The sequence below is a fragment of the Alkalibacillus salilacus genome (genome assembly GCF_030812915.1).
Lineage (GTDB): Bacteria > Bacillota > Bacilli > Bacillales > Alkalibacillaceae > Alkalibacillus > Alkalibacillus salilacus.
The window spans coordinates 125,111-137,405 of record NZ_JAUSTQ010000007.1 but is presented as its reverse complement, the minus strand read 5'-3'; the positions used below and the strand labels follow the sequence as shown (position 1 = coordinate 137,405).

Genomic DNA, 12,295 nt, shown 5'->3' with positions numbered 1-12,295 from the left:
TGGACACTAAAAAAGATGACCCCGAATCAATATCGAGGTCACCTTTTAGCCGCCTAGTTTTTTATTAAATTGTCCACTTTTAAGGGTACAGTTCACCATTCCATAATCGGACCAAAAGTTCCACCAATTAAAAAGAGAATAACCGATACGATGCCTGCGACAATACAAATTGTGGGCATCACTTTCCACAGCGATCGATCCAATAAACTGTTGTCCTTCTTAGCTTCAAATAAAAATATCAGATAAAAGAGCGTTATGACTAAGGCAACAGTGAGAAAAGTCATGTACGTAGAATTTACAGCTGTCCACTCCCCTGATGAAGTTGGATTAGTTCCTTTCTGATTGATGTATTCTAAAAACCACATGAATAAGACGATTAACGAAAATGTTAGTAATTGATATATTGACCATTTCACCTTATGAACCCACTTTCTCTTCATAAACTATTACATTCGAAACTAAAAACCTGGTTATTCCTTTGACCACTAATTATCTTTAGATCTTTCATAAAATGTTTTAAAAACCATAAAGTTACTCTCGAAACTACTTTGAACATTTCTAATTTGCGAATTTAGTGTTTTTCTTGATTCTGCTGTCCCGTTTTTTAGATCAATGAGTTGGTCCTCTAGGGACAATAAACCTGAGATCACATTGGCTAAATAATCCTTTTGATCTTCTGAATAATCCTTCCTCACCATTAGCTCTAACAAGTATTCTCTTCCGTTTTTCACTTCAAATAACATCTTATCCAGCTTTTCCTTATCCATCTCGACTGTATCATCACTCGTTAACCAATCTTGTTCATACATTGGGAGTAAATATTGTGTTCGATCAACTGTTAAATCAATGTTATCTGCCGATTCTAATGCCTCTAAATCCTCTTCATATGCTTCATTAAATATTTTCAAATCTTCGGCATAATTCTCGACTACAACTGAGTCAGGTGTAAATGAATAGCTCTTATGAATACTCAACATAGAATAAGGATAAAACCAAGTCATAATCAGGATAAAAACTATTAGTACCCCAACTATACTCAGCGTAATCTTGCTCGCCTTCTTCTTCATACTAATCTCCCCAAGTCTTTTAACGTTAACTAGCAATCTTAAAATGTAACTCAACATACACTAAAGTGCATAAGGTTAATGTTCTTCCGCATTGAAGACTCGAGTTCCTCCAATAAAATCATGAATTCCGCGACCATCTTCTCGAACAGCCATCATAACCGTCGATGCTATAAGTGATCCTCCTAGTGTAAGAATACCAAGCAAGTAAAAGCCGACAAATTCTCTCAAAAATGTGTGCTTAAACGTCGGATCTTCTCCACCTGAGTGTGTCAATCGAATATTCGAAAACTTTTTCCCAATGACGTATCCACTCCACAGTAATGGAATCAAGATATAATAAGAAACGTAATATACACTCCAATATCCATTTCGCTCAAGTGGAAAATCGCTATTCACATTAAATAGATACAAACAAATCAATACGATTAAATTTAGAATCAAATAATCATAAACCCTCGCGAGAACTCTCTGGCGCATATGGATTAAATTATTAATAGAATCACCTCAGATACCATTTAACTAAGACCTATTCATTAAAACAATCAAGCTACTTTTCCAATAATTCTTATAACAACTACTTAACGGCATGTTTGAATATAAACTCTTATTTTCACCCACACGAGTAATCACATTCACTTCTTGGACGATATTAACGCAAACGACACAACAACAAACAGCACAACACCAACACCTATAAATAATGAAATTAAGCTCACCACTTCACCCCTTTCATAAACAATCTAAGAACCACCTCTAAATGAGGTTTTATAACATAGTAACGCTTAGTTCCTTTCTCCTTGCGTTAGTACAGATTAAACAGTTTTCCTACCTGTTTATTAGTCAAAACGACCATTTCCAGCAAATCAGCCTATATAAATAACAATCCAAACGCAGACAAAAACGTTAAAACAGAGCCGATAAAAAATGGGCTTAGCGAACTAACGTATTGATTCACTTTTGACTTTGGAACATGTTGACCCATAGTAGCAACTGATGCAGCCGCATCCCCTAGTGATGAGGCTCTGCCACCGTAAGTAAAGAAACATGCAAGAAAGCCAATAACAAAGACGCTATTCACAAGACCGAAATTTAATAAAGTATCAACACCAAAACTAATAAGGTACAATACACTAATCAATAAGAACATCTTCAACAAAAATTTCATCATTTGATCTCTCTCCTTTAATTTCAAGCTAAAAATCTAAGCTATTACCCATACATAAGTCAGATATAACGACAGCATTAGGACAATCACAAATCCCATCTCACTAAGTGTCACTTTGTAAGCATTTGGGTTCGATGCATATTTTCGTTCCATAACGATGGTTACGATAAAAGAAGGAAAAATTAAAAACAACAGTATAAACCAAGGTTGTAAAAACCAATACCAAGTCCCTGTATTAACATTGATGGTATAACCAACCAGTAGACTGATTAAAGTAATCCCTCTTATCACTCGATCTATTTTTTTATGTCGATCAGTCACATAGTTGAAAGAAAAAATATTTTTTCTTTCAACACCGAACCATTTACTAACAAATGCATTAAACCCAATCAGTAAAACAAGTCCAATAGCAAACGTAATTACGATTACTTGCAGAAAATATTCATATAAAGCAATCCCATTCATTAAATCCTCCTAATATTAAATCTCCTATAAAATCACTTTTTCAACGCAGGATAAACATCTCGTATGTATGACGATAATTCTGATTCTTGAACGGACACTATCTCTTTAAACGTTTTGCCTTTAACCAACATTGCTCTACCATACAGTCCATATCATCACAGCAACAATCAGAATTATGAAAGATACATCAAATATAACCCAATTCTTATGATCTTTCTTAACATGGTGATAATAATCGTAAACACTTCTCACCAACAATGCGCCTGCAAGCCATAAGAAACCGTAAGTATCAGTAAAAGGTCGGTCATCTCCAAACAAATATCCTACCGCTAATAACGTCATCATCGTAATGATCACATAATAGCAAACCCGTATGACGTTCTCTCTTCGTGTCAGCTCTCCATCCATTGTTTACTCTCCTTCTAAAACACTCATCAAGATGCTAGATTAATAGATTTCGCGTTAAGTGTTCATTACTCATAACACTCGTCATTTATTTCTTTACAAACGAACGAACCAACATAGTCCCTGCTAAAACAGATAAAACGATATTCAATTCCGAAAGCAATAATACATTTGGAAAAAAGTCTTGCGATTGTCCGAACCATCCTAGCCAATAAAAATTTGGTATGAAGACCAAAATAGTAACGACAACAGTTGGTATAAGAAGTTGCCAATTGATTTTAAAGTTGCCTTTGAAGAGACTTCTTAAACCGTTCCATTCCATCAACGTGCCAAATAAGAACGCCCACAAAGACATGGTAGTAAGCAGTAATATTAAATTCTCTGTTGCCCTTTGTGACGCAATTTGAAGATCATAGTAATTGCCAACCATCAAGTATAGTAGAATAACCATACCTAAGATCAGCGCTGAAACACTTAAAACTTTTTTGTAAATAGTAAAACCTCCTGAAGCACTTTGTTTTTCAAAATTTTATTGCATTTCGAGTTCTTCAACTAATTCCTCGACCTTCTGCATGACGGATTCTGTGCTAATGTTGTCATCGGAAATTTCTTTAAAATCTATATCAGAAAGTATGATCCCTAATTCTTCATATCTCTTTTGGTCCGAATCAGTTAAGTCGCTGTAGTCTTCTGATGAATCGATTGGTAATTGTTGATATGTTAGTAAAATCTGTTGTAAGTCGATTAACGTGTCCGTTTCATGTTGTGATAACATATTAGTTGTTGCTCCCACATTCATACTGGTTGAAAGTCCCATAAATAATTCATCCATCCTTGTAGTCACTAGGCTTAGATTTGTCCAATCATCCTCAACCTGGTGATGGACTGATTCTTCTAATTGGACTAAATTTGCGTAAACATCACTAATCAGAACACGTTCATTTACATAGCTCATTTTGAAAAATCCCCATGCGACTAATCCAATGAGTAATACATTTAAAACGATTGACCCCAGAAAAAAAGCTTTCGGTTTATTACCCAAAATTAACTCAACTCCAGTTAAAAATTCTTAAACTTATGTGAGTGCTTCGCTTGTTGAATATTCCATCTCACCTTCTATTTTCGGTGCTTTTAAATAAATGCCGAATTCCCTTACCAGCTAATGGTTCATCTGAATACCTTGGTATAACATGAAGATGAGAATGATAAATGTGTTGCCCACCCAACTCGTAGCAGTTCCACCCAATGTTATAACCATTTGGGTGATGTTTTTCATCTATGTAACTTTTTGTTTCTTGCAGAAGGCTATAAGTTGCGTTCCATTCTTCTACTGTTAAATCAAATACGGTTTCTCTATGTTCTCGTGGTACGATTAACCCTGCACCTTCAAGTTGAGCACCCTTTACTTGAGCTTCATCTAGCTGCAAAAACATACAGTACTCATTACTTAAAATAACTTTTTGTTTTGGTTCTAACTATGGATAACAAAATACACAATCATTCAAAACTTAATCCGCTCCTAACCTTCTCCGTCCATACAAACCTTGCTCATCTGTTATGTATAACGACGTCATCTTAATTTATTGCCATTAAAAACAATGTGTTTGCTAGGAAGAGGAGGTCACTATAGTAGTTTCGCCATATAGTATTCATCTACCATTTCATTATTTATAAACAAAGCGTTTCTTTTTGTCCCTTCAATTTCAAATCCTGCTTTTTTATACAAAGACAAACCACTTTCATTCTTAGTTACGACTGATAGCTCTAATCTACTAACGTTTTTAAGCGCAGCCCATGTTTCCAACTTTTCGAACAGTTTTGTTCCTACCCCCATTCCCCTGAAACCTTCTAAAACTCCTATCACAAGGTAAGCAGAATGTTGATTCCGTTTTGCATTCCCGCCGATTGCTATCAAATAGCCGACTAGCTCATAATCGCTCTCTGCTACGAATATGGCTGAATTTGATGCCTTTTTAAAACTTTCGATCATACTCCTTTGGTTTTCCGGTTGAATATCCCTCTCTCCAGCTTCCCAGAGCATGTACTGAGCACTTTCATCAACTCGTTGGATAAGATTTGCTAATTTATCGGCATCAAAAGTTTCCACTTCTCTGATTTTCACGCCTTCTCCCCCCTACCACCAGAAACTTAACTCTTAAATTATCGAGGCTATAAACTACATCGAATTAACAATCCTTACTATTAAAACAATAGCTAAAACCATAATTAATATGTCAATTGCCAGCCAGCCTTTTTTACCTACTTTAAGATCTTTATAAAAATCATAAGCGCTCATCACTATCATTGCACCTGTAATCCAAAAGATACCATAAATATCTGATCCAGGACTGTCATCACCAAACAAATACCCCACACCCAACAACATCATGACCGTCACCGTCACACCATAGCTCACCTGAATGACTTTTTCGCCGCGAGTAAGTTCTTCATCCATGATTAAACTCCTTTTATTAAAAATCACGCCATCATTGTTCACGCTACTTAAGGTAATCAGATACCACATCAACATTGAACCGACCACTCTCTTGTAAAAACTGAGTAAGCAGATGAACATGACCCATACCGTACAAAACGAAAAGACGATCGTCGTTGCTAGTTACTAAATCAACAATGCTTTTGTAAATGATCAGGTTGCGATAATACCAATATTGCGCCGTCCACATTGCTCCAACTGGTTGATCATGATCCCCGATTAAAGCTAATAACATATGAATCTCATGGTTGGCCTTCAAGTTCGATGAGGTATTTAACCAACGCAAGAATTCTCCCACAGAATGATTATTAAAATATGTTTCTATTTCTTTAGTTAGGAATGCCCCTTTTTCCTTTACTTCTTCAAACACATGAGAACCACGTGTATCTGCCCAATCTTCTAAATCAGGAATGCCGTCGACTTGGTCATTCCAGTCAACGGCATAAAGTTTTTCGTGGTTCATTGCACGTCCCAACTTGAATCCGATCTGATGGCGTTCATTTGCCTTCAAAGAATATTTTCCTTGTAAAAAAGCTTGGTAACTTTCATCCAATTCCTCTTGTTGATCGCTTAAAACTTCTAGGGCAATTTTCGTCGGATTATAGTGCACAAGACGCTCAATAACTTCGGCAATTTCTTGCTGTCTATTCTCGGCTAATATATCCTGTGTTTCAGGCTGAAATAAATCACCATTATTAGGACTATTAAAATGGTTTGTACCTAAAATAACAACAGTCGGTTTTGAATGTGACATATGATCCCACCTATTAATCGTTTACTTCGGAATCGTAGTACTCACCATATTCATCCACATCGACTACTTCAATGACGTTAGACCAATGCAAGACAGTTCCTACAAAATCTCGTATGTCTAACTCTGGCATCTCATAAGTTTCATCTGTATTGACAGTTCCTGTGGCGTCTTCAATAAACGTCACCTTATATCCACGATCAAATCCTGTTATAGCCGTGAACATGCAACAAAACTCTGTATTAAAACCAGTAATGAATAGATGATCCACACCTAAACGATCTAATTGACTTTGCAGGTCCGTTTCATAGAAAGAATTAGGCGTTTTCTTTTCAATAACAACATCAGCATAATCCTTTAATGATGGATGTAAGTCAGAGCCTTCTGACCCTGAGTGTAACGGGCTTTCTTCAGCTTCATCGAAGTGCTTCATGAAAATAACCGGTAATTCTTTGATTTTAAAATCCTTAATCACCTGTTCCATAAGCGATAATTCTTCTTCAAAATTTCCAGCGTTAACAATGCCATTTTGTACGTCGATGACTAATAGTGCTTTCATGTTATCTCTCCTTCTTTTAATTTCTTAATACTTTTTCGTATTTGGTTTATACCAAAACAAATCGCAACTATGCCTATAATAATTGATGCAATAAACCAGAAATCCCATCCGTGTTTTTCAATTAATAAATAACCTGAATAAATCATAGCTGGCCCCATTAATAAGGTTATATAAAGGTCAACAATCGATTTGCCTATCGTTTTTAACGTTTCTTTGTTCATACGTTTAACCTTCCCATCTGACCAATCATTAAAGAGTAATTAAAATATTAATTAACAGAACCAACACTTAACTTTAAAGACTGAATGCTTTTGCAGACATACTCCTTCTTCGCTAGCATACTTTTCAATAATCAACTGTTATTAAATATTCAGATGACCATCCATTCTTTCAAAATAATCTGGATGTAAATAATCCAATCGTTTTTCTGAACCTTCTACATGATCTCTGTTGAGTTGAGTCATATCTTCAAACGGCCTATATAGACCGTTAAGATTAAAATAATAATTAACAGTTTCTCTCCGTATCTTTCGAAATAAAGATAACCTGAATAAATTATCAAAGGCCCAAATAATAAAATTGCCAACAGGCCTAACTTGGATTCAAATATCGTTTTTAACTTTTCTTTGTTCATACGTTTAACCTGCCAATCTAACCAATCATTACTCATTAAAATATTGATAAAAAGTAACACCTTGTTATTGCACTAGGAGTTTTACGATTCCCCATTTTTCTAGTTATTCTTATATACATACTCCATAGGTTCGGTACAATGAACATAACCGTTCTTCTTGTAATAATTAATCGACTCATCACTTGGCCACACAATGACAAACTCATATTGATTATCTTCAACCCACTGATTAATGGTTTCGAGTAACTGGCTCCCAATCCCTTGGTTGCGATAGTCTGGACGCGTATAGACATTCGTCATAAATGCAAATGGTTTAGTCACTCTACCAGGACGTGGCACCTTGTGAACTAACTCTAGGTAACAATGCGACACGATGTTTCCTTGATCCTCAGCCACCCAGATAAACCACCTGCCACTAATCATCGCCTGCTCTAGAAATGACTCACATTCAATCGCGAACTCGTCGAATGATTCGTTACTTTTGCTTTCGTCATCCTCAATCGTAAAATCCCAGCGCATCTTAATTAGCTGTTTGATATCCATGGGTTCTGCGAGTCTTATCTTCAATTGTAAATCCTCCTTGACTCTGATGCAGATTAATTCTACTTCGAAATAACAATCACACCACCACAATGTGAAATCGGGTAAAATTCACAATGAAGCGTGTTGGATAATGATAACTTAATTTCATTATAAACCAGATAAAACTCATCCTCGTCCCAGACATCTAGGTTTTCTAATCGACAAGCATTCAGTTCTTCTCGCGATTCAAAAGCAATATCACCTATGAGCAGTTGGCCACCCTCTTCAAGAAGGGATGCAAGCTGTTCGATAAATGGGATTTTCTCTTCATCCGTTAAATGATGCAATGTATAGGTGCTTACAATAGAATCATAGGTTTTCTCCATGATCTCAGGAGGCAAACCATTCGTGATATCCCACTCAATTAGATTAGCAGTGGGCATCTTAAATTGCGCAATTTCCTTCATTTTCGTTGAAAAATCCAAACCATCTATTTGGTGGCTATGATCATATAGTTTGTGAGTTAACACCCCTGTTCCAAACCCAATATCCAAAACGTTAGATTTTTGCTTTTTCATGACTTCATTAAAGATCATATTTAATATTTGTTTATAACCTGCAAAAGGGTACTGATTATTTTCTTCACTTACTTGGACCGTTTTGTCATAATCATCTGCCCATAAATCAAAGCTATTTTTACTTAACACAACGTTTGCCTCCATTACTTATAAAATGTTCTATAAAATTTATCACTCGCAATCACGGCTGTTCACTCCACTTTATAACCTCAACATCAGATATGTTGACTTCACCCAGACTTAAAATATGGGGTATAAAATGAAACATCCCAAAACGATTGCCTTGACTATGCTGTTCCTTAAAATATTCAATGGTGTCAGTTGGAACAAAAGCTAATTCCTCGTATTCATCTAAATTAAGGTGTTCAATGTCTTTTTCATTCATATCTGCTGCTGGACCTCTGTAATTTTCTTTTCTGTATGAATAAATCACATTTTGATTGTTTTCTAGGTTTGTAATGGGAATCTTATAAAATCGAAGTTCACTACTCGCATTGACACCTATATCATTCAATTCTTTATAAACTTGATAAGGATGAATAGGTAAAAAATGAACAACATCATTCCATAAACAATTCAGTTTTGGAACCTTTCTTTCCAAGAGTTTAATCCGTTGCGGATGATCTTGATATTTCTCCACATAACTTTCATACAACTCTGTATCCTTATACTTAATTTTGTTTAATGGTATCAGTTCATCCCCGACCATCTGTTTAGGAACAATATGATAGATGTATTCCATAAGATCCTCCTCATCACTCTTTATTAGCCTTGATTCTCTTATAATTAATAGCCACGAGTTCAGTATAATTTCGACATAACACCTTCCAGTTCAGCTTCGCTTCATCCATTACTCTTGAAGTGTTTATGACCCTTAAATCAATCCGAATTATGTAAAGATCTTCTGCAAAGCTTCTAAATCATCTATCACTCGATCAGCCTGTGCCAATTCACCATCACGTGCAAAGTCAAACTGGCAACCAATCGCAGTTAGCCCATTTTCTTTTGCAGCAAAGATGTCCGATGAACGATCACCCACAACAGCACCATCCGTGATAGCGTATTGATCTGAAATAGTCCGAACTAAATCCGCTTTATCGTCCGAATCGATTTGTTGGATACTAAAGGTTTCTGTCACCCATCGATCTAATAGATAATAACGCACAATCGCATTTAAATAATCAACTAAACCATTACTCGCGATGAATAGGTCGTAACCTTTCGCCTTCAAATCTTGAAAAGTCGCTTCGACGCGAGGATATAAAGCGCCTTTTCCTTGATTAATTTGCTCAATCAATCTTTCTACAAAATACGTATCAACTTGTGCTCTGTCGGTTTCTGAGTGGTCGGGTAATAATGTTTCCCACACCACTGGCAGAGGCACGCCCATAATCTTTCGATATTCCTCAAGAGGTGTTACTTCTTCCCATTTGCCCAATGAACGTAAGTGGTCAAAGGTAGCCTCAAGCGCCCCTTCTAGAATCTGATCTGTTTGAAACAATGTCCCGTCCATATCAAAAATAATCCCCTGTTTCATTGGCTCTTCTCCCTTTTAATTCAATTAAGTGTTGTTCTAATGGGCTAGAATTTCAACTGTTTCTTTTTATTAAATCTCTTAGTCACTATGCCAATAAAACCAAGTATGAGTTGCATTAAACTTAATAACCATATTTGTAGAGCTGGTAAATACCATTCTCCTATTAACATAATGGGCATGATGGCAGATAAGAAAAGTAATAGTCCCCAAATGAATGTTAATATGAATATGAATATTTTATGATCTTTCTTTATAAAGCCATAGAAGGCTATCACTGCATTTCCAACTCCAAAAATAATCATGCCCGAGAAAGCTAAACTTTCCCAACTATTAAATGGCATTTTTCCAACCCATTCTGGTGGAAATGTCTCAAAAACTCCTTCTCCTGAAAGCATTGTTACACCTAAATAAAAAGCACCTAACGACAATAATAGGTTATAAACATTTGAAATATTTTTTATAGTCATTTTATCCTCCTCGTATAAGCGATTGACTCAATTGATGACTAAAAAGCACAGCAATTACGTCAATTTTGATATCACGTCATCTACATCTTCCCACTCGTAGGTCAATAGATTAAGTTCAGCTCCACCAATCTTCACCTGTTCAGACTTGATTAGTTTCGCTCCATAATGCTCATAGAAACGGCAAGCATCATTACCTTCTAATACTTCTACAAACACTCGATTGTACCTAAGTTCGTTAAATTGAAGAAATAACTGTTTGAACAGTTCTTTTCCAATTCCTCTACCTTGATACTCTTCAAGAAGATAAATTGTCGTTAAGTCACCTGCGTTTTCTACTGTATTTTTATCTCTTTTCCCGCAACTACCAAAACCTACAATTTCTCTGTCATCATTTTCTGCCACAAACACATACTGATCGTTTTGAGCAATATTATCCTTCCATTTATCGTTGCGTCTCTCATAAGACATGTTATCTAAAAAGTCATCTGGAATAATATTTTTGTAAGTCGTCTTCCAACTTTCAACATGTACGATTCCAATTGCGTATGCATCTTGATATTCCGCTTCACGAATCATCATCGTTATCACCTCAATAGATTTATAAAAACTATGCGTTTAAGTCAAAGCAAGCTCTACAAGATTATAAATATAAATGCAATACATGCTGTGGTCCTTTAGCGCCCTCGAAGATTTCGCCTTCATCCATAAAGCCCATCTTTATGTACAAGTTTAATGCCGCGACATTTTTCTGATTAACACCAAGGACAATTTCATTCACTTCAGGAAGTTCCTCATGAACGAATGACGGTAATAATGTTAAGGCGTCTTTGGCCAAACCTTTGCCTTGAAATGTTGATTCAATTGAAAATGATGTTAAAACACGGGCTCGTGGATTATCACTATACTTCTGAAGTTTTGCACCGTCTTCCAAAGTAAAATAACCCACTGGTCGATCACCATCTAAAATTAAGACATGGCTAGAAGTACTCGTCACCTTGGGATTATGAATCTTTTCTATCGGTAGCATCGTAAACATTAGTTGTTCTTCTGGTAAATGATAGTCATCTAAAAATGGTTTGTATGGTTCTGTGTACTGTATTAATGAAATAGATGATTGTTGTTGTGATGTCATAATGTCCTCCGATTTAATTGCTGTCATTTGATTGTTTAACTTCATACTCCATCTTTAAAAATTCATAATTATTACCATTGGTATGCTGCATAAAAGTTTTAACATCTCTAAAACCAAATGCTTTATAGACGTTGATCGCTCGTTGGTTAAAGGTCGCAACCGACAAGGTGATGGTGTTGGGTTCATATTCACGCTGCACAAACGCAATCCCCGCTTCGAGAAAAGCTAACCCCTTACCACGTCCCGTTTGGTCAGGTCGCATACCTAAGCCTATATCTACTGTTTGATCATCAACAGGATTTACACTAAAGAAACCTATTAATTCTCCGCGATTTATCACAGCAAATTTCGAATCACCCCGTTTAGATGGATCGATAAATTCTTCTAAATCTTCTTCGTCCGCTTCCATATCATAAAATGAATAGTCACTATCATAATGCCAATGAAATGCAATTTCCTCGGCTTGTGCCTGCGTCATAATCTTAAATTGATACATCATCATTCTTCCTTCACTTAAAC

At 36.0% G+C, this 12,295-nt stretch carries 21 protein-coding genes; all 21 read right to left on the bottom strand.

Annotated elements, in window-relative coordinates:
* Positions 1-92: 92 nt before the first annotated feature.
* A complete protein-coding gene (locus J2S77_RS09850) occupies positions 93-416 on the bottom strand; it encodes a hypothetical protein (RefSeq protein ID WP_306976888.1) in 324 nt (107 codons plus the stop codon).
* Positions 417-485: 69 nt separating this feature from the next.
* Entirely contained in the window at positions 486-1,067 is a 582-nt protein-coding gene (locus tag J2S77_RS09845) for a hypothetical protein (RefSeq protein ID WP_306976885.1), read from the bottom strand.
* 75 nt (positions 1,068-1,142) lie between these two features.
* Positions 1,143-1,544 carry an RDD family protein gene (locus J2S77_RS09840; RefSeq protein ID WP_306976883.1) on the bottom strand — a complete coding sequence of 134 codons (402 nt, stop codon included), beginning with the start codon at positions 1,542-1,544 and terminating at the stop codon, positions 1,143-1,145.
* A gap of 391 nt (positions 1,545-1,935) precedes the next feature.
* Positions 1,936-2,235, bottom strand: a complete 300-nt coding sequence (locus tag J2S77_RS09835; protein WP_306976882.1) for a hypothetical protein — start codon at positions 2,233-2,235, stop codon at positions 1,936-1,938.
* Positions 2,236-2,268: 33 nt separating this feature from the next.
* Positions 2,269-2,697, bottom strand: coding sequence for a DUF4181 domain-containing protein (locus tag J2S77_RS09830; protein WP_306976881.1), 429 nt, complete (start codon positions 2,695-2,697; stop codon positions 2,269-2,271).
* Positions 2,698-2,832: 135 nt separating this feature from the next.
* Positions 2,833-3,105 carry a hypothetical protein gene (locus J2S77_RS09825; RefSeq protein ID WP_306976880.1) on the bottom strand — a complete coding sequence of 91 codons (273 nt, stop codon included), beginning with the start codon at positions 3,103-3,105 and terminating at the stop codon, positions 2,833-2,835.
* A 526-nt stretch (positions 3,106-3,631) separates the two neighbouring features.
* Positions 3,632-4,144, bottom strand: a complete 513-nt coding sequence (locus J2S77_RS09820) for a hypothetical protein (RefSeq protein ID WP_306976879.1) — start codon at positions 4,142-4,144, stop codon at positions 3,632-3,634.
* Between the two features lie 67 nt (positions 4,145-4,211).
* Entirely contained in the window at positions 4,212-4,556 is a 345-nt protein-coding gene (locus J2S77_RS09815) for an HIT family protein (protein WP_306976894.1), read from the bottom strand.
* 170 nt (positions 4,557-4,726) lie between these two features.
* The gene (locus tag J2S77_RS09810; RefSeq protein ID WP_306976878.1) at positions 4,727-5,224 is read right to left on the bottom strand and encodes a GNAT family N-acetyltransferase; all 498 of its coding nucleotides are present in this window, start codon (positions 5,222-5,224) and stop codon (positions 4,727-4,729) included.
* A 54-nt stretch (positions 5,225-5,278) separates the two neighbouring features.
* A complete protein-coding gene (locus J2S77_RS09805) occupies positions 5,279-5,557 on the bottom strand; it encodes a hypothetical protein (protein ID WP_306976876.1) in 279 nt (92 codons plus the stop codon).
* 43 nt (positions 5,558-5,600) lie between these two features.
* Positions 5,601-6,350: a DUF5694 domain-containing protein gene (locus tag J2S77_RS09800; RefSeq protein WP_306976873.1), complete on the bottom strand. Its 750-nt coding sequence runs from the start codon at positions 6,348-6,350 to the stop codon at positions 5,601-5,603.
* Between the two features lie 13 nt (positions 6,351-6,363).
* Positions 6,364-6,906, bottom strand: coding sequence for an isochorismatase family protein (locus J2S77_RS09795; RefSeq protein ID WP_306976871.1), 543 nt, complete (start codon positions 6,904-6,906; stop codon positions 6,364-6,366).
* Positions 6,903-7,127 (bottom strand): hypothetical protein, encoded by a 225-nt coding sequence (locus tag J2S77_RS09790; protein WP_306976869.1) that lies wholly within the window; start codon positions 7,125-7,127, stop codon positions 6,903-6,905. The genes J2S77_RS09795 and J2S77_RS09790 overlap by 4 nt, the downstream gene beginning before the upstream one ends.
* Positions 7,128-7,639: 512 nt before the next feature.
* Entirely contained in the window at positions 7,640-8,107 is a 468-nt protein-coding gene (locus tag J2S77_RS09785; protein ID WP_306976867.1) for a GNAT family N-acetyltransferase, read from the bottom strand.
* 35 nt (positions 8,108-8,142) lie between these two features.
* Positions 8,143-8,769, bottom strand: a complete 627-nt coding sequence (locus J2S77_RS09780) for a class I SAM-dependent methyltransferase (RefSeq protein ID WP_306976865.1) — start codon at positions 8,767-8,769, stop codon at positions 8,143-8,145.
* Between the two features lie 52 nt (positions 8,770-8,821).
* Positions 8,822-9,382, bottom strand: coding sequence for a group-specific protein (locus J2S77_RS09775; RefSeq protein WP_306976862.1), 561 nt, complete (start codon positions 9,380-9,382; stop codon positions 8,822-8,824).
* Positions 9,383-9,529: 147 nt separating this feature from the next.
* Entirely contained in the window at positions 9,530-10,177 is a 648-nt protein-coding gene (locus tag J2S77_RS09770; protein WP_306976859.1) for an HAD hydrolase-like protein, read from the bottom strand.
* 44 nt (positions 10,178-10,221) lie between these two features.
* Positions 10,222-10,644, bottom strand: a complete 423-nt coding sequence (locus tag J2S77_RS09765) for a hypothetical protein (protein ID WP_306976857.1) — start codon at positions 10,642-10,644, stop codon at positions 10,222-10,224.
* A gap of 54 nt (positions 10,645-10,698) precedes the next feature.
* A complete protein-coding gene (locus J2S77_RS09760) occupies positions 10,699-11,223 on the bottom strand; it encodes a GNAT family N-acetyltransferase (RefSeq protein ID WP_306976855.1) in 525 nt (174 codons plus the stop codon).
* 61 nt (positions 11,224-11,284) lie between these two features.
* Entirely contained in the window at positions 11,285-11,776 is a 492-nt protein-coding gene (locus tag J2S77_RS09755) for a GNAT family N-acetyltransferase (protein ID WP_306976854.1), read from the bottom strand.
* Positions 11,777-11,789: 13 nt separating this feature from the next.
* Complete coding sequence (locus J2S77_RS09750) at positions 11,790-12,275, bottom strand: GNAT family N-acetyltransferase (RefSeq protein WP_306976853.1); 486 nt, start codon at positions 12,273-12,275, stop codon at positions 11,790-11,792.
* Positions 12,276-12,295: the final 20 nt, after the last annotated feature.

Excerpts from the sequence above, each read along its gene's own strand:
- J2S77_RS09830 (WP_306976881.1), bottom strand. The coding sequence starts at position 2,697 with ATGAATGGGATTGCTTTATATGAATATTTTCTGCAAGTAATCGTAATT.
- J2S77_RS09790 (WP_306976869.1), bottom strand. The coding sequence starts at position 7,127 with ATGAACAAAGAAACGTTAAAAACGATAGGCAAATCGATTGTTGACCTT.
- J2S77_RS09845 (WP_306976885.1), bottom strand. The coding sequence starts at position 1,067 with ATGAAGAAGAAGGCGAGCAAGATTACGCTGAGTATAGTTGGGGTACTA.
- J2S77_RS09760 (WP_306976855.1), bottom strand. The coding sequence starts at position 11,223 with ATGATGATTCGTGAAGCGGAATATCAAGATGCATACGCAATTGGAATC.
- J2S77_RS09805 (WP_306976876.1), bottom strand. The coding sequence starts at position 5,557 with ATGGATGAAGAACTTACTCGCGGCGAAAAAGTCATTCAGGTGAGCTAT.
- J2S77_RS09755 (WP_306976854.1), bottom strand. The coding sequence starts at position 11,776 with ATGACATCACAACAACAATCATCTATTTCATTAATACAGTACACAGAA.
- J2S77_RS09840 (WP_306976883.1), bottom strand. The coding sequence starts at position 1,544 with ATGCGCCAGAGAGTTCTCGCGAGGGTTTATGATTATTTGATTCTAAAT.
- J2S77_RS09795 (WP_306976871.1), bottom strand. The coding sequence starts at position 6,906 with ATGAAAGCACTATTAGTCATCGACGTACAAAATGGCATTGTTAACGCT.
- J2S77_RS09800 (WP_306976873.1), bottom strand. The coding sequence starts at position 6,350 with ATGTCACATTCAAAACCGACTGTTGTTATTTTAGGTACAAACCATTTT.
- J2S77_RS09835 (WP_306976882.1), bottom strand. The coding sequence starts at position 2,235 with ATGATGAAATTTTTGTTGAAGATGTTCTTATTGATTAGTGTATTGTAC.
- J2S77_RS09775 (WP_306976862.1), bottom strand. The coding sequence starts at position 9,382 with ATGGAATACATCTATCATATTGTTCCTAAACAGATGGTCGGGGATGAA.
- J2S77_RS09825 (WP_306976880.1), bottom strand. The coding sequence starts at position 3,105 with ATGGATGGAGAGCTGACACGAAGAGAGAACGTCATACGGGTTTGCTAT.
- J2S77_RS09765 (WP_306976857.1), bottom strand. The coding sequence starts at position 10,644 with ATGACTATAAAAAATATTTCAAATGTTTATAACCTATTATTGTCGTTA.
- J2S77_RS09770 (WP_306976859.1), bottom strand. The coding sequence starts at position 10,177 with ATGAAACAGGGGATTATTTTTGATATGGACGGGACATTGTTTCAAACA.
- J2S77_RS09750 (WP_306976853.1), bottom strand. The coding sequence starts at position 12,275 with ATGATGTATCAATTTAAGATTATGACGCAGGCACAAGCCGAGGAAATT.